This window comes from Nocardiopsis quinghaiensis (assembly GCF_008638365.1).
Classification (GTDB): domain Bacteria; phylum Actinomycetota; class Actinomycetes; order Streptosporangiales; family Streptosporangiaceae; genus Nocardiopsis; species Nocardiopsis quinghaiensis.
Genome location: NZ_VWVU01000002.1, coordinates 147,266 through 170,905 on the forward strand (window position 1 = coordinate 147,266; position 23,640 = coordinate 170,905).

Here is a 23,640-nt window from a genome sequence, read left to right on the forward strand (position 1 = left end):
CCGGAGGATGAGACCCCCCGTGACCCTGTTTCCCCCTCACGGGCGGAGGTCCCCATGGTGTATCTGGCAGAGTTCATCGGTACGGCGATCCTGACACTCCTCGGCTGCGGCGTCGTCGCCGGTGTCTCGCTCGCACGGTCCAAGGCCCTCAGCGGAGGCTGGATCGTCGTCACGTTCGGCTGGGGCATGGCGGTCGCGATGGCCGTCTACGTCGTCGGCGCCACCAGCGGCGCCCACATCAACCCGGCGGTCACACTCGGCCTGGCCAGCGTCGGCGAGTTCGACTGGGCACGGGTGCCCGGCTACGTGCTGGCCCAGCTGGCCGGCGCGTTCACCGGTGCCGTCCTCGTCTACCTGGTCTACCTTCCGCACTGGAAGGTGACCGAGGACCCGGAGACGAAGCTGGGCGTCTTCAGCACGATCCCGGCCATGCGCAACACGGTCGCCAACTTCGTCACCGAGGTCATCGGTACCGCGATGCTGCTCCTGGGGGTGCTGGGCATCGGCGCGAACTCGGGGTACGTCTCCGTCGACGAGGGCGTCGACCTGAGCGGCCTGTTCACCAACGGCCTCGCGCCGCTGCTGATCGGCCTGCTGGTGCTGGCGATCGGCCTGTCGCTGGGCGGCCCGACGGGATACGCCATCAACCCGGCCCGTGACCTGGGCCCGCGTATCGCGCACGCGCTGCTGCCCATCCCGGGCAAGGGCCCGTCCGACTGGGGGTACGCCTGGCTCCCCGTGGTGGCACCGCTGGTGGGCGGTGTGACCGGCGCGTGGATCTGGCGGCTGACCGGCTTCGGGAGCTGATCCGGCCCCCGCACCGCCACCCAGGGCGTCCGGCGTGTTCGCCGGGCGCCCTCGCTCTGCCGGAGCCGGCCGCGGGAGGACGTCCGGCGGGCGGCGCGGAGAGGGGCCCCCTCGGCGGCGGGACCCACGGCGGAGCAACCCACGCGGGTTCCGCCGTGCGCGGTCGTACGTCTCCCCCGGAGCACGGAGCGGCCGGGCGGGGACCGGCACCGCGCATGAACACATCATGTTCGACAATGCCGCACTACTTGCACAACATGTGCCCACATGCATCCCCTCAGCAACCCAAGAGATCCAGCTTCCCGTGAAAATCCCGACATTATGCCCCAACAGGGACCGTACACCCCCTCCTCTTTCACTAGCGTTCGGCATTGTCGTATTATGTGATTGGTACTCGCCTGAAACGCGGAGCCCGTTCAGCCGCACGCGAGACCCCCGCCATCCCTCCGAACGGACGGAGCACCAGCCATGACCACCAACACCAGCCCGAACCGCACCGCCTCCGCGCGCTCCCGCACGCGGGACGAGCTCACCCGGGGAACCTTCGACCTCCTGGTCATCGGCGGCGGCATCCTCGGCACCTCCGTCGCCTGGACCGCCACCCAGGCGGGTCTGCGCGTGGCCATGGTCGACGCCGGGGACTTCGCCGGCGCCACCTCCAGCGCCTCCTCCAAGCTGGTGCACGGCGGCCTGCGCTACCTCCAGACGGGCAACGTGCGCCTGGTCGCGGAGAACCACCGCGAACGCCGCTCCCTGGCCTCGGACGTGGCACCGCACCTGGTCAGCCACATGCCGTTCCTGGTCCCCGTCTACTCCGGCGGACCGCACAGCTCGGCGAAGATGGGCGCCGGGGTGTTCCTGTACTCGGCCCTGTCGGCCTTCGGCGACGGTGTGGGCCGCCTGCTCTCCCCCGCCCAGGCGCGGCGCCTCGCCCCCGGCCTGCGCACCGACGGACTCAGGTCGGTGGCCGCCTACAGCGACCACCAAATGAACGACAGCCGGATGGCCGTCATGACCGTGCGCGCGGCCGTGGACGCCGGGGCCGTGGTGCTCAACCACGCCGAGGTCGCGGGCCTGCGCACCACCCGGGGCCGGGTCAGCGGCGCCGACCTGCGCGACCGCGTCGACGGCGGCGAGTTCGGGATCGACGCGCGGGTGGTCCTCAACGCCACCGGCCCGTGGGTGGACCGGCTGCGTCACATGGAGGACCCGTCCGCCTCACCCAGCGTCCGGCTCTCCAAGGGCGCCCACCTGGTACTGCGCACCCCGGAGCCGTGGCGTGCCGCACTGACCATCCCCGTGGACAAGTACCGGGTGTCGTTCGCCATCCCGTGGGAGGGCAGGCTGCTCCTGGGCACCACCGACGAGGAGTACACCGGCGACCCGGCCGAGGTGTCGGTGCTGCCCTCGGACGTCGACCAGATCCTGGGCGAGGCGAAGCTGGGCATCGACGCCCCCTACCTGGACGCCTCCCACGTCGACTACTCGTTCGCGGGCCTGCGGGTGCTGCCCGGCGGGCCCGGCGGCACCAGCGCGGCCAAGCGGGAGACCGTGGTCAGCCAGGGCCGGGGCGGGATGCTCTCGGTGGCGGGCGGAAAGTGGACGACCTACCGGCACATCGGCCGGACCGTCCTGGAGGAACTGCGCCGGGTGAGCGCGGTACCGCTGGCCGAGGACATGGCCGACCCGCTGCGGACGGTACCGCTGCCCGGTCTGGCCAGCCCGGACGCGGTGACCCAGCGGCTGATCACCGACCGTGTTCCCGGAGCCCGGCTGGACCCGCTGGTGTCCCGGCACCTGGCGTCGCACTACGGCAGTCTGGCGATGGACATCGCGGCGCTGGTGCGCGAGGAGCCGGAGCTGGGAGAGCGCATCCACCCCGACGGTCCCGACATCTGGGCGCAGGTGGTGTTCGCCCGGGACCACGAGTGGGCGGTGACCGCGGACGACGTGCTGCGCCGACGCACCACCGTGACCGTGCGCGGACTGGCCACCCCGGAGGTGCGCCGGCGCACCGAGGCCCTGTTGGGGAGCGAGTCGCCCGTCGAGGGCGGTTGAGGGGAGGGACCGCGCGGAGCGCGTGGGGTCCGCAGGAAACGCGAACGCCCCGGGAGGCTCTGCCTTCCGGGGCGTTCTGCGACGTCTACGTCTTAGATGCCGACGACGTTCTCGGCCTGCGGGCCGCGGGTGCCGGCGACGACGTCGAACTCCACGCGCTGGTTCTCCTCAAGGTTGCGGAAGCCGCTACCCTGGATCGCGCTGTAGTGAACGAAGGCGTCGGGGCCACCGTCGTCGGGGGAGATGAAGCCGAAGCCCTTCTCGCCGTTGAACCACTTCACAGTTCCCTGAGCCATGTTTTCTCCTTCAGCTCGGTGTACACGGACGCATACTCACGTCCGAAAATTGCCGCGAGCCGACTCCAAGAGAAACCGCCCGCCGGTCACAAACTCCGCGGGCAAGACACCAACTGCGAAATTCAACGACTAACAATCTTCCTCGAACTTACCACAGCCCCGCGCCCTGGCGGAGGATCTCGGTGTGGCGACGAGCACGGCCCCGCCAGGGAATACCCGTGGGCCGAACGGGGTAAGCGCGGGGCGCGCGTGACAGCCGCCCCGATGTCACGTTCTGTTCGGGTCGTGGGTGTCGGAGCTTCGTTCACGCACGTCAGGATGCCCGTGTCCGTGAACGCCTCCGGCCCGGGCCCACACCTACGGTGACCAGGAGGGTGCGCGGGCTCCCGGACGGCGGAGCCGCCGGAGCGGCATCGAATTCCGCCTTTCGGTGGTCGGTACCGCCGTCACGGGAGAAGGCGGCGGGAAAAGCCGAGGCGCCCGCGGGGGGTGAACGGGCGCCGGACGGGGAAGGGCGGGAACCTCAGCCCTGGTCGATCCCCACGAAGTGGTTCTCCTCGACCTCGATGAGCGGTGCCGACTCCTCGTCGGGAGCCGTCGGCAGTGTGACGTCCTCGGGCGGGTTGGCCTTCAGTTCGGCGTCGACCTCCGCCCAGGTGCGGTGCAGCTGGGGCACGCAGGAGAGCAGGTGGCGGCTGTAGGGGTGCAACGGGTTGTCGAACACCCTGGCCGTGGGCCCCATCTCCGCGATCGCGCCCTTGCGCAGGATCACCGACTTGTCGCTGACGTAGTTGCCCAGCGACAGGTCGTGGGTGACGAACAGGATGCCGAGCCCGCGCTCCTTGAGGTCGGCGAGCAGGTTCAGCACGTCGATACGCGTGGAGGCGTCCAACATGCTGATGATCTCGTCGGCCACCAGCAGCTTGATGTCCAGTAGCAGCGCCCGCGCGATCAGCAGCCGCTGCAGCTGGCCGCCGCTGAGCTGGTGCGGGTACTTGCCGAGGACGTTGCCCGGGTCCAGGCGCACCGTGGCCAGTGCGTCCAGCACCTTGTCCTTCCAGTCCGCGGACGACGTCCGCGGGAAGTAGGAGGTGTGGACCATCTCGAAGACCCGGTCGGCCTTGAAGATCGGGTTGAAGCAGCTGAACGGGTCCTGGAAGACCCCCTGCACCCGGCGGTAGTACTCCTTGCGCGCGGAGTGGCCCCGGATCGTGGTGATGTCGGTGCCCTCGAAGGTGATCCGTCCGGAGGAGGGCGTGGACAGCCCCAGCACCATCTTGCCGAGGGTGCTCTTGCCGCTTCCGCTCTCACCGATCAGTGAGACGACCTCGCCCGGCTCCACCGTCAGGTTGACGTCGCGTACGGCACGCAGGCGGCCGCCGCCGAACGCGCCCACCTTGTACACCTTGTGCACTTGGCTGAGTTCCAGCATGGTCTGTCTCACCCCGTCTTCCAGCAGGCGGCCCAGTGGCCGGGTTCGATCTCCACCAGCGGCGGCTGTTCGGAGCACTTGGAGAACGCCATCGGGCAGCGGTCCTTGAACCGGCAGCCGGTGGGCGGATCGAGCAGGCCCGGCGGGGTACCGGGGATGCCCTCCAGCCGACCCTGCACCGTGGTGGAGCCGACCTCGGGCAGAGCACCGATGAGCATCTGGGTGTAGGGGTGCTTGGGCTCGTTGATGATGGTCGTGGCGGGCGCCTTCTCCACGATGTGGCCCGCGTACATCACCATGATCGTGTCCGCCATCTGGTACACGAGCGAGATGTCGTGGGTCACGAAGATCATGCTCTTGACGTATCCGCGGTCGCGGAACTCCACCATCGACTCGGCGACGGCCCGCTGCGTGGACACGTCCAGGGCCGAGGTGACCTCGTCCGCGATCAGCAGCGACGGGTCGAGCAGGGTGGAGATCACCATGACGACGCGCTGCTTCATGCCGCCGGACAGCTCGATCGGGAACCGGTTGAGCACATCCGTGTCCAGACCGACCAGCTCCAGCCGACGGTTGAGCTCGTCGGCGATGTCGGCGGGCCGGACACCGCGTGCGCGCAGCAGCTCGTTGACCATCCGCCCGATCTTGCGGGTGGGGTTGAGGGCGCTCATCGCGTACTGCGGGATGAGCGAGATCTCGTGGTACCGGAGGGGGACCATCGCGTTGTCGTCCGCGATGGGCACGTCCTTACCGTTCAACTCGATGGTGCCGCCGACGTGGCGCATCCGCGAGTCCAGGCGGATCATGCTCTTGCCCAGGGTGGTCTTGCCGCAGCCGGACTCGCCGGCCAGGCCCATGATCTCCCCGTCCGCGAGGTCGAACGTGACGCCGTCGAGGGCGTGGACGTCCCCGCGCAGGGTCTGGTAGTAGACCTTCAGGTCGTTGACGCGCAGGGTCATTACAGCTCCCGCAGCTTGGGGTTGAACACTTCGTCCAACCCGACGTTGAGGATGTACAGCGAGCCCACGATCGCCGTGATGCCGAGCCCCGGCGGGATGAACCACCACCACATGCTGAGCTGCAGGGCGCTCCACTGGCTGGCGCTCTGCAGCATCAGTCCGAGGGACACGCCGCCCGCCGGGCCGAGGCCGATGAAGTCCAGGCCGGCGGCGATCAGGATGGCTCCGCCGAAGAGCAGGATGAAGGACATCACCAGGTAGGAGCTCATGTTGGGAGCGATCTCGGTGGTGATGATCTTCCACGTGCGCCGGCCGCTGAGCCGGGCCAGGTCCACGTAGTCGCGGGTGGCCAGCGACAGCGCCTGGGAGCGGACGGCGCGCGCCGCCCACGGCCAGGAGGTCAGGCCGATGAACAGGCCCTGCACGAACAGGCCGCGCGCCTCCAGGTAGGCGATCGCGACGATGAGGACGACCATGGCGGGCAGGACCAGGACCACGTTCGTGATCATGTTGAGGATCTCGTCGATGATCCCGCCCTTGTACCCGGCGACGAAGCCGACCGCCGTGCCGATGACGAAGGCGACGCCGCCGCCGAACACGCCGATGAGGAACGTGGAGCGCAGCCCGTACACGAACTGGGCCCAGATGTCCTGGCCGAACGTGGTGGTGCCCAACCAGTACTCACCGCTGGGCGGCTGGGTCTGCGGGCCGACGTACTCGTTGGGGTCGTGGCCGACGAAGAACGGGCCGATGATCCCGAGCAGCAGGAACGCGAGGACGATGCCCAGGCCGATGAGCAGCTTGGGGTTGCGCCGGGCGAAGTGCAGGGTCTCGGAGAACCTGCGCTCGCCGACCGGTTTCGGGGAGTCGGCGGAGTCCGCGGTCCCCGATGCTCCAGCGACGCTCGTCATGAGGAGCCTCCCGTCATCTGGACCCGGGTGCGCGGGTCGATCAGTACGTAGACGATGTCGATGATGAAGTTGGCGATCAGTACCCCGACGACCACGAACAGGAAGACCCCCTGGAGCAGGAAGAAGTCCCGGTTGTTCAGGGAGTCCAGGATGAGACTGCCGAGGCCGGGGTAGTTGAACACGATCTCGGTGAGCAGGGAGCCCGCGATGATCGTGCCCAGCTGGACCGCCAGACCGGTGATCTGCGGCAGCATCGCGTTGCGGAACGCGTAGCGGCGGATCAGCTTGCGCGGGGCGCCGAGGGCCTGGAGGTAGTTGGCGTAGTCCGCCTCCAGCTCGTAGATGATCATGTTGCGCATACCGATCGCCCAACCGCCGAGCGCCACCAGGAACATGGACAGGAACGGCAGGAACCAGTGGGCGATCAGGTCGGAGACGAACAGCCAGCTGAACTCGGGGCGCAGGGAGAAGCTGTAGCCGCCGGAGGCCGGGAAGATCCCGGCGACGATGCCCAGGCTCCAGGCCAGCAGCAGGGCCAGCCACATGTACGGCGTGGCGGTGAGGATGTACCCGACCGGCAGGACCGTGTTGTCCAGGATCTTGCTCCGGGCGGCGAAGGCGCCGAAGCGGTTGCCGACGATCCAGCTGAGCAGGATCGCGGGGAGCAGCAGGGCCAGGGTGTAGGGCACCGCCCCCAGGATGATGTCGGTGACCGGCTCGGGGTAGCGCATCACGCTGATGCCCAGGTCGCCCTGGAGCAGACCCCACCAGAAGTTCAGGTACTGCTCGTACAGAGGCGAGTCGAGGCCGAACAGGTTCTCGTAGTAGCTGGTCATGGCCTCCAGGGCCTCGGGGTCACTGACCTGAGCGCGGGAGAGCATGCTCTGGACGGGATCGCCAGGCATGAAGCGCGGAATCATCCAGTTGATGGTGACCGCGACGATGAACGTAAGCAGGTAGACGAAGAGCTTACGACCGATGTAGCGCCACACACGTTCCTCCAGGTGATGGCGGCGGACAGTCGAGCGGCCCCGGCGGGGGCACGGTGCGGGCCCTGTGGAAGACCCGTACCGTGCCCGCTCGCCCGGGGCTCCCCCGGCAGGGCATCTCTCGCGCCGTGCCTCGGCCGGGGGTGGGGGATGGTCAGCGGGATGGAGGGGGAGTGTCTCCCCCGCCCCTACTCGACCGGTTCGATCTCCGCGAGAGTGGTGACGCCGCCCTGCTCCATCCAGCCGTTCCAGAGGGTGGGCGCGCTGTTGGGCGTGTCCTCGTGCTCACTGGGCCAGTTGGTCCAGGTCGAGTTGGTGGACTGCGCCCAGAGGCCGTTGTACCAGAGCGGGATGGCCGGAAGTTCGGCCAGCTGGATCGCCTGCAGCTGCGAGGTGATGTCGGCCGCGGCCTCGACGTCGTCCACGGGCACCGCCGCGAGCTGCTCGGTGAGGTCCCACGCCTCCTCGTTCTCGTAACGGTGGAAGTTCACCGTGGTCTGCTGCTCCTGGACGGGCATCTGGAAGAGGTAGTCGTAGTAGGTCCACGGCGTGTTGCTCAGCTGCCGCTCGTTGTTGATGACCAGGTCGAACTCACCCGAGTTGCGGTGGTCCCTGAGCAGGGCCTCGTCGGGGAACTCGGCCTCGATGTTGATGCCGACCTCCTGGGCGTGCTCCGCGATCAGGCGGGCCGCCTCCATCCAGTCGGTCCAGCCGGAGGGAACCTCCAGGGTCAGGGCGATGGGCTCGCCGTCGGGCGTCTCGACGAAGCCGTCGCCGTCCTCGTCGAGGTAGCCGGCCTCCTCGAGGAGGCCCACAGCCTCACCCGCGTCGTACCTGAAGCCCTCGTCCGCGACCAGTTCCTGGTCGACGTAGGCGTCCCACTCGGGCAGCAGGCCGGTGGGGCTGGCCGGCTCGACGAGGTTGGCGTAGGGGCCCTCGACGATCTCGGTGATGTTGACGGAGTGGGCCAGGGCCTGGCGGAACTCCACGTCGTCGAGCGGAGCGCGGGTGGTGTTCGGCACCAGCCACGCCGTGTTGGCGCTCTTCATGTACGGGGGACCGTCGAAGAAGCTGGTGACGTTGTCGTTGCTGTTGAGGACCTGGTCGATTCCCGGAAGGAAGTTGTTCGAGAGGTCGACCTCGTCCTGGTTCAGCATGCCCATCGTCACCTCGTTGGAGGCGTTGACGATGTCGACGATGTAGCGCGCGTCCATGTCCATGTCGAGGGCTTCGACGCCCCACCAGTCGTCGTTGCGCTCCCAGATCATGCGATCGTCGGCGTGCGACTCGTAGACGTAGGGGCCGGTGCCGACGGGGTCCTCGTTGGCGCTGTCGGTGACCGCGGTCTCCTCCATGTCGGACCAGACGTGCGCGGGGAGGATGGGGTTGGAGTAGGCCCAGTTCATCCACTCCTGCGGACGGCTCTCCGAGAAGGTGACGGCGACCGTGCGCTCGTCGGTGGCCTCGACGCTCTCGATGTAGTCCCAGACGTTGCTGTAGGAGACTCCGTCGATCTGACCGAGCTCCAGCGTGGCGACCACGTCCTCGGCGACCAGGGGTTCACCGTCGGTCCACGTGATGCCCTCGCGCAGGGTGATCTCGTGCACGGTGTCCGAGGTCCACTCGTCGCTCTCGGCGAGCCAGTGCACGTACTCGCCGGTCTCCGGGTCGTAGTGGAAGAGCGACTCGTAGACCAGGCCGATCGTGCCGACCGCGTAACCTCCCCTCATCATGGGGTTCCAGCTGGTCGGCGCCGACCACGCCGTACCCGTGGTGTACAGCGTTTCGTTCCGGGGATACTGCCCGGACTCGGCGCCGCCGTCGTCCCCGCCGCCACCCGAGCATGCAGTGGCCGCGATGGCCAGTGCCGCGAGTGCCGCCGGAAGCCGCAGAGTTTTCATCTCGACTCCTCCTTCCACCCGGCCGACCCGTGGGGGGGATCCCCTCCATGACGCGGAGGGGTGGGAGCGCTCCCAGTAGTGAGTGCGCAGGGTCGTTGCTGAACCGGGTAAGTGATGTTAACAACAACACGTCCACGGGAAGCCCGTCAATGCCCGACACTTCGCTGTTACTCGCTTGTAACAGCACAGATGCGGGTATGTCAGTAACTTTGCCCTTACTGAACCGGTTCCGCACGCGTGCTCACGCCCTGTCCCGGCAGGGTGGACCAGAAGTGGGGCGCCCGGTCGCCGCTCAGGAGCGCGGAGACGGAACGGGCCCGGTCGAATCAGGCGCTCAGGGGGCCGGTGCTCGCCCGCGGGTACAGCTCGCCCCGGGATGCCTCCCGGTTCTCCACCGAACCGCCCCCGATCGCCGCACCCAGCATCAGCGCGGCCTGGCGGCCGTAGGAGATGACGTCGCGGGCGATCGCGGTCAGCGACGGGCGGACCAGCCGGCACAGCACCGAGTCGTCCCAGGCCACGATGGACAGCTGGGAGGGCACGCCGACGCCCATCTCGCGGGCCACGCCCAGGCCGGCCACGGCCATCAGGTCGTTGTCGTAGACCAGCGCGGTCGGCCGGTCGGTGGTCGCCAACAGCCTGCGCGTGGTCCTCGTGCCCGCCTCACCCGTGTAGTCGGCGTACACCGAGCGGGCCTCACCCAGCCCGGCCTGCTCCGCCGCGTCCAGGAAGGCCCTCACACGCGCACGTGTGTGCATGAACTCCTCCGGGCCCGCCACCTGGACGATACGCCGGTGGCCGAGCGCGGCCAGGTAGTGGACGACCTCGCGCATGGCGCCGGCGTCGTCGGTGTACAGGCAGGGCAGGGAGCCCACGCCCTCGGGGCCGCCCAGCAGCACGGCGGGCAGGGGGAGTTCCTCCACCAGCCGAACGCGGGGGTCGTCCACGCGCAGGTCCACCATGACCACGCCGTCGACCCGGCGCTCGGCCGACCAGCGCCGGTAGGCCGCGATCTCGGCGCCCATGTCCTCGGTGACCTGCAGCAGGAGGTCCACCCCCGAGGAGGCCAGCTCCGTCTCGATTCCCGAGACCAACTGCATGAAGAAGGGTTCCAGGCCCAGAGAGTGGGCGGGGCGGTCGACCACCAGGCCGATCGCCCCGACCCGGCCGCCGGGCGAGAGCGCCCGCGCCGGGCTGCTGGGCGCCCAGCCCAGATCACGGGCGATCGCCAGGATGCGGCCGCGGGTCTCCTCCGAGACCCCCGGCCGCCCGTTGAGGGCATACGATACGGCACCCTTGGACACCCCGGCGGCCTTGGCGATGTCCATGATGGTCGGACGCCGCATCAGTCCCCCCATTCGTCCCCCTGATCACAGAAAACTGAACCGGTTAAGCAGACGGCTAGGGATTCTACTGCATGCCCTCGGGGCCTATTCGAACAAAGGCCCTGTCAACGCCGCGAGCCCCCCTGGCACCCGGGGCACCAGTAGAGGGTGCGCCCGGCCAGTTCGGAGGAGGCGATCGGCGAGGAGCACACGCGGCAGGGGTCGCCCGTGCGGTAGCAGACGTAGAGGGTGTCCGGTCGGGGGACGGGGTGGGCGTCGGGTTCGGGGCGGTGCTCGGGCAGGGTGGTGATGATGGAGCCGTCGCGCACGCCGTCGCGAAGCAGCCCGGCGAGGTCGTCCCACAGCCGCGCCCACTGGTCGGACGTGAGGTCGCGGCCCGGTGTCAGGGGGTCCAGGCCCGCCCGGAACAGCGACTCGGCCCGGTAGATGTTGCCGATCCCCGCCACGACGTCCTGGCGCATGAGCAGCGCGGCGATACTGGTCCGGGAGCGGTTGACCACGCGCCAGGCCCGCTCGGGGTCGGCGTCGTCGCGCAGGGGGTCGGGACCCAGCCGGTCCTGGACGGACCGCTTCTCCCCCTCGGTGATGACCTCGCAGGCGGAGGGCCCGCGCAGGTCGGCCCAGCCCGAGGAGTTGACCAGCCGGGCGCGTACCGCGCCGACCGGCGCCGGCGGCACGGCGAAGCCCTCCTCGTCGCGGACCAGGTCCAGGCGGGCTCCGGCCCCGGCGCGCGGCGCGCCCAGGTGGCGTGCGCCGTCGGCGCCGCCGAAGGACCAGGCGCCGTACAGGCCCAGGTGGACCCGTAGCCACTCCCCCGAGTCGAACCCGAGGAAGAGGTGCTTGCCGTGCGCCTCGCTCTCGGTGAGGACCCGGCCGTCCACGCGGGCGGCGCCGTCGGCGAAGCGGCCCTGCGGGCTGCTCGCGCGCACCGTGCCGCCGCCGAAGGTCTTGTCGAAGTGCGCCGCCAGCCGGTGCAGCGTGTGGCCCTCAGGCACCCGTGTTCCCCTCTCCTGCCGGCCCGGAACGGTGGACGAACCACCGCGTTCCGGGCGTCCGGATCCAGGGTAGTGCTCCTCCGAGCGCCGGCCGGCCGGTGTGTCAGCGGGCGGTGAGGATCTCTTCCACGAGGGTTCCCGGGTCGGCCAGGCAGCGCCAGGAGGGCACCAGCACCACGGGATCCCCGGTGACGCGGTTGAGCGACTCGCCCCGGGCGAGCAGGTGGCGCAGGGACCGGCCGTCGGGTTCGCGGTCGAGCAGGAGCAGCAGGCGGCGGGAGCCGAACCGGACCACCATGTCGGCGGTCCAGCCCTCGACCGTCTGCTGGAGGGTCACCTCCGTCCCCACCCGGCGCAGCTCCGCCACCAGCGCGGAAGCGGCCGGGTCGGCCCGCACCGCGCGGGTGCCCGCGGCCATCGCCTCCAGACCGCCCAACGGCCCGTCGTCGCCCGACCAGTACCCGCGGTCGCCCACCACGACCAGCCGCTGGCGGGTGCGGGTCAGCACCGACGACCACAGGTGGCCCATCCGGCGGACCCGGTGCTCGACGATGGTGGGCGCGCCGGGGGTGAGCATCGGCGAGAGCACGGTGACGTCCACCGCGTCGCGGTCGCACGCCAGGAGGTCCGGGCCGCCGACCCGCACCTCGTGCCGCAGGACGCGCTTGCGCAGCAGGCGGCGGACCAGGGCGACCTGGGGCTGGGTCGGCGCGACGACCGCGATCACCCTGCCATGCGGCAGGTGCTCGTCGATCTCGTCCACCACCACCGCCACCCGGTAGGCCTCGTCCCGGTTGACGTGGGACGCGCCGGGAGCCGCCTCGCAGACCCCGGTGACGTCGCGCCACTCGAACGCCGGGCCCCCGGCGGGATCGGGGGTGGTGCGCACCGCGAGCCTGCCCCCGTAGCAGTGCCGTGAGGCGGCCTCGGCGAGCCGGGGCGGCGCTCCGTCGTGCTCGTCCAGCCACATCAGGGGCGACGCCGCCCGGTACAGGGCGCGCATCGCCGAACCCGTGCCGTGGCGCAGGCCCCGGTCGTCCAACTGGTCCGCGACCAGCCCCGCGGTGGCCAGCGCACGGCGCTCCTCGTCCGGTTCCAGCGAGCTCGCCGGCCCGGGGTGCGCCGGGTCGCCGAAGACCACGGCGCGGTTGGCGCGGTAGAGCGCCGGCAGCAGTTCGGCCACCCGGGTGCGCTCCGCGCCGACCACGACGACCAGGTCGAACAGGCCCGCACGCGGGGGCAGCGCCCTGACCTGGTCGGTGCGGCACACCCACGCGGGCAGGGTGTCGAGGAGGTTGTCCAGCCCGGGCCAGCCGTTGCCGTGGTGCCAGTTGAGGCTCTCCAGCCGGTTCTCGACGGCGGCGCGGCCCCGCCACAGCCGGGGTTCGACGACCGAGCGCAGGTAGGCGGCGCTGGACCCGCGGTGCCGGTCCAGGGCCTCGGCCAGCTCGGCGGTCAGCTCTCCCAGCGGAGCACAGCGGGTACGCCGGTCCACCGCCGACCGCCACTCGCTCTCCATACGGGCGACCACGCACAGCCGGGCGAGGCTCTCGGGGTCGGTGCCCACCCCCAGCTCACGGCGGACGGCGCCGCGGTGGCGCAGCCCCGTCAGGGATCCCGCCCTGGCGCGCTCGGCCCGCTGCAGCCAGTACTCGGGGCCGCCCCGCTCCGGGGTGAAGAGGGAGTCGGGGTCCCAGCCCTGGGCGATGACGCGGCCGCGTTCCTCCGCCAGGTGGGCGAGCGCGTACCCGCCGGAGGCCATGGCGTCCATCGTCCGCCACGCCGCGCGGACCCGCGCCCAGTCCTCGGCCAGGTCCGTCCAGCGGGTGAGGGGGTCCTCCCCGCCGGAGTCGGCGCAGGCGGTGGACATGCTCCGGGCGTGCTCGGTGAGGAGCCGGGTGAGCAGCAGTACCTCGGCGGCGCGGTGCTCGTTCCCGCCGGCGCGTACGAGGGTGTGCGCGGTCGAGGTGCCGGCGCGTGCGCGGGTCTCGGCGATGTCGGTCTCGGCGTGCCCGCAGACCAGGACGCGCTGGCCGTTGCTGACGGCGGTGCGGACGAGGGCGTCGACCAGGTCGTGCACACCGCTTCCGGGGGGAGCGGCGGCCACGGTGAGCTGATCGCGCATGGCGGCGCCCAGGACGGCGTACTGGGACTGGTCGAGGGGGGTCGCGCAGACCGGGACGGTGGAGCCGCCGGCGCCTGCGTGCGGGGGGACGACGCGGGCCGCGCGCCGAGGACTCCCCCGGCCACCGCCGAAGAGCCGTCCGGGGGGAGCCGGTGCGGTGGTGTCGGCCCGCCGGGCCGCCGTGGTCCGTCCGAGGAGGGACTCCAGAGCCGTCCCTCCGATGTCGTCGGGGTTGAGGCCGTCCCGTTCGGAGGGGTCCAGGTCGGCCAGGACGCTCTCGACACCGGCGGGGCCATGCTCCTCGGTCCCGTGCCGGCCGCCGGGTCCGGCGCGGAGGAACACGGCGACGTTGTGGGCGCCGTCGATATCGGTGCGCGGGGCGCTCCGGGTGCCGGGTGGGGCGATGTCGTCCACCCTCTCGACCTCCAGCCGGGCGAGCAGGGCACGGATCTTGTCGGCGAGGCCGGCGACGGCGGCGGGGCGGCGCAGGGGATCGGGGGCCCCGGAACGCAACCGGGTGCGCAGTTCGAGCAGGTCCTCGGGGTCGGTGACGCCGAGCCGCTCCAGGAGGGCGGGGTTGACGTCGGGCGGGCCGACCGCGCGGACCAGCGTGCCCTCGGGCGCGGCACGGGGGTCACCGGTGTCCTCCACCGCCAGCACGTCGACGATGAGCAGGGGCAGGGCGAGGCGGTCGTCCCCTTCTCCCAGGAACACGAGCGGGTAGCCGTAGCGCGGCGCCTGGCCCCGGCTCCGTGCCAGGCGCAGGACCCGGGCGGCCTCCGGGGGCAGCGTGAGGGTCTCCCGGGCTCCGCTGAACAGGACCTCGGGCCCCGCGGGCAGGCAGGCGCAGGCGTCGGAGCCGATCTCTCCGGCGTGGACGGCGTGGGTGTGCACGGCCTCCCGGCGCAGGCAGGCGCGCAGGTAGGCCAGGAGGGACCGGACCTCGTCGCGGTCGATCGGCGGTTTCCAGCGCAGCGAGGCGGTACCGACCCCCGACCGGCTGACCTGGCCGGGGGCGGCGGGGAGGATCACGGGGACCCTCTGCTCCGTTCCCGGCGCGTACCCGATCCCGTGCTCGTCGTCGCGTAGTGACCTCACGTATCCCCCCGGCCCCTGACCCCGTGATCAGGTGATTACTCCCCGACAGCAACGCCCATTGTCGTGGACCGGTCCGCCCCGGACCCGCGGAACGCCGGAAACCGTCACGACTTTCACCCTGCGTGATGCCTCTGGGAGCGTGTGGACGCCTCCCTGGCGCCGTGGACGCGCAGGGCTATCCAGAGCTCGGCCCGGTGGTCGGGGTCGTCGAGGTCCCCGGGGAGCAGGTCGCGGATGCGCCGCATGCGGTAGCGGAGCGTGTGCCTGTGGACGCCCAGGGCCTCCGCCGCGGCCTCCCACCGGCCCGAGGCCGCGAGGTAGGCGCGCAGTGAGGCGAGCAGTTCGGCGGAGGTCCGCTGCCGCATGAGCGGGGCGAGCAGGTCCGCGGCCATCCGGGCCCCGGCGGGGGTGTCCGCCAGGCCGAGCAGACCGCCGGGCAGGTCCCCGGCCCGGAGCAGGCCCTCCCCCGCGCCGCGTGCGGCCTCCAGCGCGCGCTCGGCCTGGGACAGCGCCGCGGACAGCTCCGTGTAGGGGGAGGGGTCACTCACACCGACCGGCCCCTCCAGCACCCCGCCGATCACCCCCGTGTCCGTGCCCGCGGGGGCCAGCAGCAGAGCGCGCCCGTCGTGCTCGGTGACCAGGACGCCCTCGGGCGGCTGGGCGGGCCCGGTCCCCTCGGCCACCGCCACCACGACGGGTTCGTCGGGAAGAACCTCCCGCAGACGCTCCGCCCCCGGGTGGAGGGGGTCCAGGGCCCCGGCGAACAGCGCCGCGAGCACCCCCTCACGCACCCGGTCCGTGACGCTGTGGACGGTGCGCTCCAGTTCGAGGGAGAGCAGGGAGACCGCGGCGTTGACCAGGGTGCGCTCGTCCGAGCCGAGCCTCCCGCCGGTGCCCACGGCGAGGAACCCGCGAACCCGCCGACCGGTGGCCAGGGGCTGCACCGAGACGCGTTCGCTTCCGGAGTTCAGGGAGGCACTGGCGCGCACACCCGCCTCTCGCAGCCGGTCGAGTTCGCCGGCCAGTCCGGCGGCGCGTGTGGCGGCCCGGGCGGGAGCGGCGTGCCGGGCGGTGCCGTCGGCGGAGAGCAGCAGCACCCAGGCGCCGAGGTCGCCGGCCAGCCGGTCCACGATCGCCGATGCGCCGGTGAGCGCGGCGCGGGTGAGGTCGCGCTGTGCGGCGAAGGTCCGGCTCAGGCCCTCGTACTCCTCCTTGGCCAGGAGCCGGGACACCTCCTTGCCGATCGCGATGAAGGGGGTCCGCCGGGGGACCTCCAACAGGGCGAGACCGAACTCGGCGGCGGCCTCGCGGAGTTCGGCGGGGGTCTCGTCCAGGACCACGCCGACGGCGAAGCCCAGTCCGGCGATCCGGCGCTCGGCCAGGCGGCGGGTGTAGTCGCGCAGGTCGGGGACGCCGGCCGCCCAGCGCACGCCGGTGGTGAGGAGGAGCTCGCCGCCCGCCAGGTAGGGGGTGGGATCCTCCAGTTCGCTGACCGCGACCCACTCCACCTGCCGGTCCAGGCTCTCCTGCCCGGTGAGCAGGTTCAGCCGCAGGCGCGGTGCCCGCGTCAGGGCCCCCAGGGTCGGTGGCATCGCTTTCCTCCCGCTCCGGCTGTCGGGCCGTCCGCTCTCGCTCCGGCAGACGTGCGCCGTCCGAACCCTGACGCGTTGGCACAAGGCTCTGCTTCGATTATCCACTGTGTCCATGTGCGAGGGGTTCGGAGCGCCCTAGTGTCATGCGGGTCGGGGAGACCACCCCCGATCTCCCCTCCCCGCCCACCGCAGAAGGAGGCAGCCGCATGGCAGCGACCGAGGTCGCCCAGTCCCGCCGGATCGTCACCGGGATCCCCGGCCCCAAGTCCCTCGCGATCCAGGAGCGCCGCCGTTCGGCCGTCGCCCAGGGCGTCGGCAGCGTCCTGCCCGTCTACGTCGAGCGCGCGGGCGGCGGCATCGTCGAGGACGTCGACGGCAACGCCCTGATCGACTTCGGCTCCGGCATCGCCGTGGCCAACGTCGGCAACGCCGACCCGCGTGTGGTGGAGCGTGCCGCCGAGCAGCTCGGCCGGTTCACGCACACCTGTTTCATGGTGAACCCGTACGAGGCGTACGTGGACGTGTGCGAGGCGCTGAACCGGATTACGCCGGGCGACCACGAGAAGCGGTCGGTCCTGCTCAACTCGGGCGCCGAGGCGGTCGAGAACGCGGTGAAGGTCGCCCGCAGCGCGACCGGACGCCAGGCGGTGGTGGTGTTCGACCACGCCTACCACGGCCGCACCAACCTCACCATGGGGCTGACCGCGAAGAACATGCCCTACAAGCAGGGCTTCGGTCCGTTCGCCGGTGAGATCCACCGGATGCCGATGGCCTACCCGTACCGCTGGCCGACCGGCCCGGACCGCTGCGGGCCCGAGGCCGCGGCCATGGTGGCCGACCAGATCACCAAGCAGATCGGTGCCTCGAACGTCGCGGCCGTGGTGATCGAGCCGATCCAGGGCGAGGGCGGCCTCATCGAGCCCGGCGCCGGCTTCCTGCCCGCGCTGGCGGAGTTCTGCCGCTCGAACGGCATCGTGTTCGTCGCCGACGAGGTACAGACCGGCTTCGCGCGCACCGGCCACATGTTCGCCTGCGAGCACGAGGGCGTGGTCCCGGACCTGGTCGCGACCGCCAAGGGCATCGCGGGCGGCCTGCCGCTGGCCGCCGTGACCGGTCGCGCCGAGCTGATGGACGCCGTGCACGGCGGTGGCCTCGGCGGCACCTACGGCGGCAACCCGGCGGCGTGCGCCGCCGCGCTGGCCACGCTGGAGGCCATCGGGTCCGACGGCCTGGTGGAGCGGGCCCGCGAGATCGGCGACCTGATGCTGGGACGCCTGCGCGAGCTGGCCGCCAGGTACGAGGTCGTCGGCGACGTGCGCGGACGCGGCGCGATGGTCGCGATCGAGCTGGTCAGGGACGGGGACAGGACGCCCGACCCCGAGGCGCTGGCCAAGGTGCTGTCCTACTGCCACTCCCGGGGCCTGGTGCTGCTGAGCGCGGGAACCTACGGCAACGTGATCCGCATGCTGCCGCCGCTGGTGATCGGCGACGAGCTGCTGCACGAGGGGCTGGACCTGCTGGAGGAGGCCTTCGCCCAGCTGTGAGGACCGCCGGGGCCGTCCGTCCCGGTCCCGGTGCCGCCGCCGGACTCGTCTACCGGGTGCCCCAGGCGTAGGTCTGCTTGCGCAGCTTGAGGTAGAGGAACGTCTCGGTGGTGGACACGGTGTCGATGGCACGGATGTTCGCCAGGATGTCCAGCAGTTTGGGGTCGTCCTCGGCGACGACCTCGACCATCAGGTCGAAGGAGCCCGCCGTGATCACCACGTACTCCACGCCCTCGACCTCCGCGACGGCGTCTGCGGCGGCGTTGAGGTCGCCGGTGGTGCGCACGCCGATCATGGCCTGGCGGTTGAAGCCCAGCATCATGGGGTCGGTGACGCCCACCACCTGGACCGCTCCGGCCTCCAGCAGGCGCTGCACACGCTGGCGCACCGCCGCCTCCGACAGGCCGACGGCCTTGCCGATGGCCGCGTAGGACCGTCGGCCGTCCTCCTGCAGCACCTCGATGATGCGCTTGGCGGTGTCGTCGAGGACGACACCGTTGATCCTGCGCGTGGGGCTGGGGTCCGGCTGCTCGACCACGGGGTCCCTCGGCTTTCGGTGAATGGAATCCAGTTTCTGCCAGTGCGCCGACCAGTGGATTTCATTGTTGCCTGCGCACCGCACAACGGATTCCAAGGTACTGCACGCGTGCAACGGAGTCGGAGCGCGCTCATGGGGCCGGGGTTCGCCCTGCTCGGCGGCGGTCCGCCCGGCCGCCGGCGTTCCGGGAGCACCGGTTCAGCACTCGTCGCGGACCGAGTCCAGCGACAGCAGCGCCACGTGCAGGGACAGGCAGGTCTCCACCGACTCCAGGTCCGTGTCCAGCACGTGGGAGATCCGTCGCAGCCGGTCGTAGAACGCGGGCCGTGAGAGGTGGGCGCGTCCGGCCGCCAGCGCCTTGTTGCGGCCCGCGCCCAGGTAGTGGCGGAGCATGTCGGTCAGGTCGCCGCCGTGCCGCGCGTCGTGGTCCAGCAGCGGTCCCAGCTCGCGCTCGACGTAGGTCTGCAGTCGCTCGTCGTCGCGGAACAGGTGCAGCAGGCCGCGCAGGTGCAGGTCGGGCAGCCGGTAGAAGGGGCGCCGGTCGTTCTGTCGGATGGCCACGTCGCCGACCTGGCGGGCCTCCAGGAAGGAGCGCCGTACCTCGCGGACGCCGTCCGCGGAGGAGCCCACCGCCAGGACCGCGGCGTCGCCCACGGTGCCCCGGACGCGGTCGGCGAGCATGTGCAGCGTCGTGTCCAGGCTCTGGCGTCCGGGCAATGCCAGCAGGATGCCCACCCGCAGGTCGTCGAGCGAGCCCACCAGGGCGGGCAGGCGCAGCTCGCGGCAGGCGCGCGCGGCGCCCTCGGCCGTGTCGGACAGGCGCGCCTGGGCTGCCAGGCCGGTACCGCTCTCACGCAGGCGCAGCACCAGCCCCACCAGGGCACGGTCCTTGAGCGGCACGCCCACCGCGCGGGCCCGGACCAGGGCCTCCTCCGGGTCGGAGTAGGCGCGGTCGATGATGCCCGCGATGATCGTGCGGTGCGTCTGCCGCTCCAGGCTCTCCTGGTGGCGTTCCAGCAGTCGGCCCAGGGCCAGGGTGGTGGCGGCGCGTTCGACGAGCATGCTCTGGCGGGGGGTGGGGCTGGCCCCGACGACGAGGATCAGCCGTCCCCAGTCCTGGCCACGCGCCCCGACCATGGTGACCAGCCACCCGGTGGCGGGCGTGTGGACGGTGCGCGAACCCGAGCGGGCCGCGCGCGAGCGGCTCTCCCACGAGGTGAGCAGGGTGCCGGGGTCCTCGCCGTTGAGGTCACAGGCCAGCACCTGGTGGGTGAGGTTCTCCAGGACCACCGGACAGTCGGAGAGCTGGACGACCTCGTGCAGGATGCGCCCGGCGTCGGCACCCTCCACCGACAGCCGGGTGAACACCGAGTGCAGCTTCTCGGACTCGCGCAGTTCCTCCAGCTGCTCGTTGACCACCCGGATGTGCACGGCCTCGGTGATCTCCACGAAGCGGGCCTCGCGGTCGAGCAGGATGACCGGCACGCCCGCGTCGCGGGCGGCGTCGAGGAAGGCGCGTGGAAGCTCGGCATGGTACTTGCGGCCGAGCTCGACCGCGATACCGCTGACCCCGACCGCGGAGAGGTCGTCGATGTAGCGGCGCAGCGCGTCGGGGTCGTCGGGCATGGCGATACCGGTGCTGAGCACCAGCTCACCGCCCCGAAGCAGGTGGGCGAGGTCGGTGACCTCGGCGATGTGGACCCAGCGCACGGCCACGTCCAGGTGTTCGGAGCCCACCACGACCCGGGGGCGGGCACGTTGGAGGGCGGGCAGCTGGAGGACCTCGGCAAGGGTGGGAAGCACGGTTTCCATTCTAGGGACGAAGAACCGAACGTAGTGTCAGATACCGGACTCCTCCAATTACAGTGTGTACGTCGGCACGCGCCCCGTCCCCAGGTCGCGTAGCCACCCGGGGGTCCTTACATGTCGTAAGCCCAACCACCACGTTGTCAACATGCTGATCCTGGCCAAGCGCGGAGGGCGGGGCGAGACTGGATGCATGTCGGAACTTCTCTCGCGCCACCGCGCGGTCATGCCCTCCTGGCTGCCCCTGTACTACGAGTCCCCGCTGGAGATCACCAGCGGCAAGGGCGCCCGTGTCACGGACGCCGACGGCAACACCTACCTGGACTTCTTCACCGGCATCGTGACCAACATGCTCGGCTACGACGTGGCCGAGGTGCGCGAGGCCGTGGAGCGCCAGATCGCCAGGGGGGTCGTGCACACCTCCACCCTGTACCTCATCCGCAACCAGGTCGAGCTGGCGGAGAAGATCGCCCGCCTCTCGGGGATCCCGGACGCCAAGGTCTTCTTCACCAACTCCGGTACCGAGGCCAACGAGACCGCCCTGCTCCTGGCCACGTACGCGCGCGGCAGCGACGAGGTGCTCGCGATGCGCGGCAGCTACCACGGGCGCTCGTTCGGCACCGTGGCGGTGACCGGCAACCGGGCGTGGAAGAACTCCTCGCTGTCGCCGCTGAACGTGCACTACCTGCACGGCACCGACCACGCCTCCCCGGCCTTTCGCGGGATGACCGACCAGGAGTACGTCGAGGCGTGCGTCGCCGACCTGCGCGACGTGCTGGACACCACCGCGCCGAACGTGGCGTGCCTGATCGCCGAGCCGGTCCAGGGCGTGGGCGGGTTCGCGATGCCGCCGGACGGACTGTACGCCGCCTACAAGGAGGTGCTGGACGAACACGGCATCCTGTTCGTGTCCGACGAGGTGCAGACCGGGTGGGGCCGCACCGGCACGAGCTTCTTCGGCATCGGCGACCACGGCGTGACCCCGGACGCCATGACCTTCGCCAAGGGGCTGGGCAACGGCTTCGCCGTGGGCGGCGTCGTGGCGCGCGGCGACCTGATGGACCGGCTGGGCGCACTGGGCGTGGCCACCTTCGGCGGCAACCCCGTGTCGATGGCGGCGGCCGGGGCGACCCTGGACTACGTCCTGGAGCACGACCTCCAGAGCAACGCCCGGCGGCAGGGTTCCCTGATCCTGGAGGGCCTCAAGGCGCTGACCGCGCTGCCGAGCGTGCGGGACGTGCGCGGCAAGGGCCTGATGTTCGCCGTGGAGATGGCCGACCCCGCCACCGGCGCTCCCTCGTCGCCGCTCGCGGGGAAGGTGCTGGAGGCCGCGCGCGAGCGCGGGCTGCTGGTGGGCAAGGGCGGTGTGCACGGCAACGTGCTGCGGATGGCGCCGCCGCTGACGCTGTCCCAGGAGGACGCCGCGGAGGGCCGCGACGCGCTGCTGGACGCGGTGCGCTCGGTGGACGCCGGGGCCTGACCCGGCCTTGCGCGGCCCCTGGGACCGATGTGAACCGGGGTCCCCCATTTCGAGGGGTTCCCCGAATCCCGCCCGTACAAGCGGACACTCCCCGCCTGTGGACAAGGAAGAGAACGGTATGAGCAAGCACGTCACCCACTGGATCGGCGGGGCCGCCCACGAGGGGCCGGCACAGCGCCGGGGGGACATCTACAATCCGGCGTCCGGCCAGGTCACCGGCACGGTCGACCTCGCGGGACCGCGGGAGGTCGACGCGGCGGTGACCGCGGCGCGGGAGGCCTTCCCGGGGTGGCGCGACACCTCGCTCTCCAAGCGGGTCCAGATCCTGTTCCGCTTCCGCGAACTGCTCAACGGAAACAAGGAGCGGCTGGCGGAGCTGATCAGCGCCGAGCACGGCAAGGTCCTCTCCGACGCCCTGGGCGAGGTGTCCCGCGGCCTGGACGTCGTCGACTTCGCCTGCGGCATCCCGCACCTGCTCAAGGGCGGCTACTCCGAGAACGTGTCCACGGGCGTGGACTCCTACTCGATCATGCAGCCGCTCGGCGTGGTGACCGGCGTCACACCGTTCAACTTCCCCGCGATGGTGCCGATGTGGATGTTCCCGGTGGCCATAGCCTGCGGCAACACGTTCGTGCTCAAGCCCAGCGAGAAGGACCCGTCCGCGGCCGTCGTGATGGCCGAGCTGTGGGCCGAGGCGGGGCTGCCCGACGGGGTGTTCAGCGTCGTGCACGGTGACAGGACCGCGGTCGACGCCCTCCTGGAGCACCCGGACGTGGCGGCGGTCAGCTTCGTGGGCTCGACCCCGATCGCCCGGTACATCTACCGGACCGCCGCCGAGCACGGCAAGCGCGTCCAGGCCCTGGGCGGGGCGAAGAACCACATGGTGGTACTGCCCGACGCCGACCTGGACCTGGCCGCGGACGCGGCGGTCTCGGCCGGGTTCGGCTCGGCCGGCGAGCGGTGCATGGCCATCTCGGCGCTGGCCGTGGTGGACTCGGTCGCCGACGAACTGGTGGAGCGGATCCGCGAGCGGGTGGCGCGCCTGCGCGTGGGCCCCGGCGACGACGACCGGAGCGAGATGGGCCCGCTGGTCACCCGCGAGCACCGCGACAAGGTCGCCTCCTACCTGGAGTCGGGGGTGCGCGAGGGCGCGACCCTGGCGATCGACGGACGGATGCACCCGGTGCTGGGCGGGGACCCGGACGGTTTCTGGCTGGGCCCCTCACTGCTGGACCACGTCGGCCCGGAGATGTCCTGCTACGGGGACGAGATCTTCGGCCCGGTGCTGAGCATGGTGCGGGTGGGCGACTACGACGAGGCCGTGAAGCTCGTCAACGGCAATCCCTACGGCAACGGGACGGCGATCTTCACCAACGACGGCGGTGCCGCACGGCGCTTCCAGAACGAGATCGAGGTCGGCATGGTGGGGATCAACGTCCCCATCCCGGTGCCGATGGCCTACTACTCCTTCGGCGGCTGGAAGCAGTCGCTGTTCGGCGACTCGCACGCGCACGGCACGGAGGGTGTCCACTTCTACACCCGCACGAAGGCGGTCACCGCGCGCTGGACGGACCCGGGCCAGAGGCCCGAGGGCGGCGTCGACCTGGGCTTTCCCACCAACGGCTGAACGGGACTTCACGGAAATAGCGGATGGATCCGCCTCACTGTCGGTCGACCACGAACGACAGGGAGTATCGTTGTCGTCAGACGCTCCTCACGGGGCGTGGTCGACGCTGTCGGCGGCACACGAACCATCCCGGGAA

17 protein-coding genes are annotated in these 23,640 nt (G+C 71.2%); 5 read left to right on the forward strand and 12 right to left on the reverse strand.

Features of this window, described 5'->3' with window-relative positions; translation table 11 throughout:
• Positions 1-54 precede the first annotated feature (54 nt).
• A complete protein-coding gene (locus FYX01_RS07545) occupies positions 55-807 on the forward strand; it encodes an MIP/aquaporin family protein (protein WP_150238966.1) in 753 nt (250 codons plus the stop codon).
• A 468-nt stretch (positions 808-1,275) separates the two neighbouring features.
• Positions 1,276-2,865, forward strand: coding sequence for a glycerol-3-phosphate dehydrogenase/oxidase (locus FYX01_RS07550; RefSeq protein ID WP_150238968.1), 1,590 nt, complete (start codon positions 1,276-1,278; stop codon positions 2,863-2,865).
• Positions 2,866-2,957: 92 nt separating this feature from the next.
• Here FYX01_RS07550 and FYX01_RS07555 read toward each other — a convergent pair whose 3' ends face one another.
• The 10 genes from FYX01_RS07555 to FYX01_RS07600 all read right to left on the reverse strand — a co-directional run bounded on the left by FYX01_RS07555 (position 2,958) and on the right by FYX01_RS07600 (position 16,509).
• The gene (locus FYX01_RS07555; RefSeq protein WP_077691661.1) at positions 2,958-3,161 is read right to left on the reverse strand and encodes a cold-shock protein; all 204 of its coding nucleotides are present in this window, start codon (positions 3,159-3,161) and stop codon (positions 2,958-2,960) included.
• A gap of 523 nt (positions 3,162-3,684) precedes the next feature.
• A complete protein-coding gene (locus FYX01_RS07560) occupies positions 3,685-4,593 on the reverse strand; it encodes an ABC transporter ATP-binding protein (protein WP_150239404.1) in 909 nt (302 codons plus the stop codon).
• An 8-nt stretch (positions 4,594-4,601) separates the two neighbouring features.
• Positions 4,602-5,552: an ABC transporter ATP-binding protein gene (locus FYX01_RS07565; protein WP_150238970.1), complete on the reverse strand. Its 951-nt coding sequence runs from the start codon at positions 5,550-5,552 to the stop codon at positions 4,602-4,604.
• Positions 5,552-6,463: an ABC transporter permease gene (locus FYX01_RS07570; RefSeq protein WP_150238972.1), complete on the reverse strand. Its 912-nt coding sequence runs from the start codon at positions 6,461-6,463 to the stop codon at positions 5,552-5,554. Before FYX01_RS07570 ends, FYX01_RS07565 begins: the two co-directional genes overlap by 1 nt.
• On the reverse strand, positions 6,460-7,455 hold the full coding sequence (locus FYX01_RS07575) for an ABC transporter permease (protein WP_150238974.1): 996 nt from the start codon (positions 7,453-7,455) through the stop codon (positions 6,460-6,462). The genes FYX01_RS07570 and FYX01_RS07575 overlap by 4 nt, the downstream gene beginning before the upstream one ends.
• Positions 7,456-7,640: 185 nt before the next feature.
• Positions 7,641-9,353, reverse strand: a complete 1,713-nt coding sequence (locus FYX01_RS07580; protein ID WP_150238976.1) for an ABC transporter substrate-binding protein — start codon at positions 9,351-9,353, stop codon at positions 7,641-7,643.
• 326 nt (positions 9,354-9,679) lie between these two features.
• Positions 9,680-10,699, reverse strand: a complete 1,020-nt coding sequence (locus FYX01_RS07585) for a LacI family DNA-binding transcriptional regulator (RefSeq protein ID WP_150238978.1) — start codon at positions 10,697-10,699, stop codon at positions 9,680-9,682.
• Between the two features lie 104 nt (positions 10,700-10,803).
• Positions 10,804-11,694, reverse strand: a complete 891-nt coding sequence (locus FYX01_RS07590) for an Fpg/Nei family DNA glycosylase (protein WP_150238980.1) — start codon at positions 11,692-11,694, stop codon at positions 10,804-10,806.
• A 103-nt stretch (positions 11,695-11,797) separates the two neighbouring features.
• Positions 11,798-14,917: a DEAD/DEAH box helicase family protein gene (locus tag FYX01_RS07595; RefSeq protein ID WP_150238982.1), complete on the reverse strand. Its 3,120-nt coding sequence runs from the start codon at positions 14,915-14,917 to the stop codon at positions 11,798-11,800.
• Between the two features lie 113 nt (positions 14,918-15,030).
• A complete protein-coding gene (locus FYX01_RS07600) occupies positions 15,031-16,509 on the reverse strand; it encodes a PucR family transcriptional regulator (protein WP_150238984.1) in 1,479 nt (492 codons plus the stop codon).
• A 206-nt stretch (positions 16,510-16,715) separates the two neighbouring features.
• Between FYX01_RS07600 and gabT the strand changes: the two genes are divergently transcribed.
• Positions 16,716-18,053 carry a 4-aminobutyrate--2-oxoglutarate transaminase gene (gene gabT / locus FYX01_RS07605; RefSeq protein WP_150238986.1) on the forward strand — a complete coding sequence of 446 codons (1,338 nt, stop codon included), beginning with the start codon at positions 16,716-16,718 and terminating at the stop codon, positions 18,051-18,053.
• Between the two features lie 49 nt (positions 18,054-18,102).
• On the opposite strand, the gene FYX01_RS07610 is transcribed toward gabT, so the two are convergent.
• Together FYX01_RS07610 and FYX01_RS07615 are read right to left on the reverse strand one after the other, a co-directional pair.
• Positions 18,103-18,591, reverse strand: coding sequence for an Lrp/AsnC family transcriptional regulator (locus FYX01_RS07610; protein ID WP_150238987.1), 489 nt, complete (start codon positions 18,589-18,591; stop codon positions 18,103-18,105).
• 198 nt (positions 18,592-18,789) lie between these two features.
• Positions 18,790-20,394, reverse strand: coding sequence for a PucR family transcriptional regulator (locus FYX01_RS07615; protein WP_150238989.1), 1,605 nt, complete (start codon positions 20,392-20,394; stop codon positions 18,790-18,792).
• Between the two features lie 196 nt (positions 20,395-20,590).
• On the opposite strand from FYX01_RS07615, the gene FYX01_RS07620 reads away from it, so the two are divergent.
• Positions 20,591-21,877, forward strand: a complete 1,287-nt coding sequence (locus FYX01_RS07620; protein WP_150238991.1) for an aspartate aminotransferase family protein — start codon at positions 20,591-20,593, stop codon at positions 21,875-21,877.
• A gap of 118 nt (positions 21,878-21,995) precedes the next feature.
• Positions 21,996-23,504 (forward strand): CoA-acylating methylmalonate-semialdehyde dehydrogenase, encoded by a 1,509-nt coding sequence (locus FYX01_RS07625; protein WP_150238993.1) that lies wholly within the window; start codon positions 21,996-21,998, stop codon positions 23,502-23,504.
• Positions 23,505-23,640: the final 136 nt, after the last annotated feature.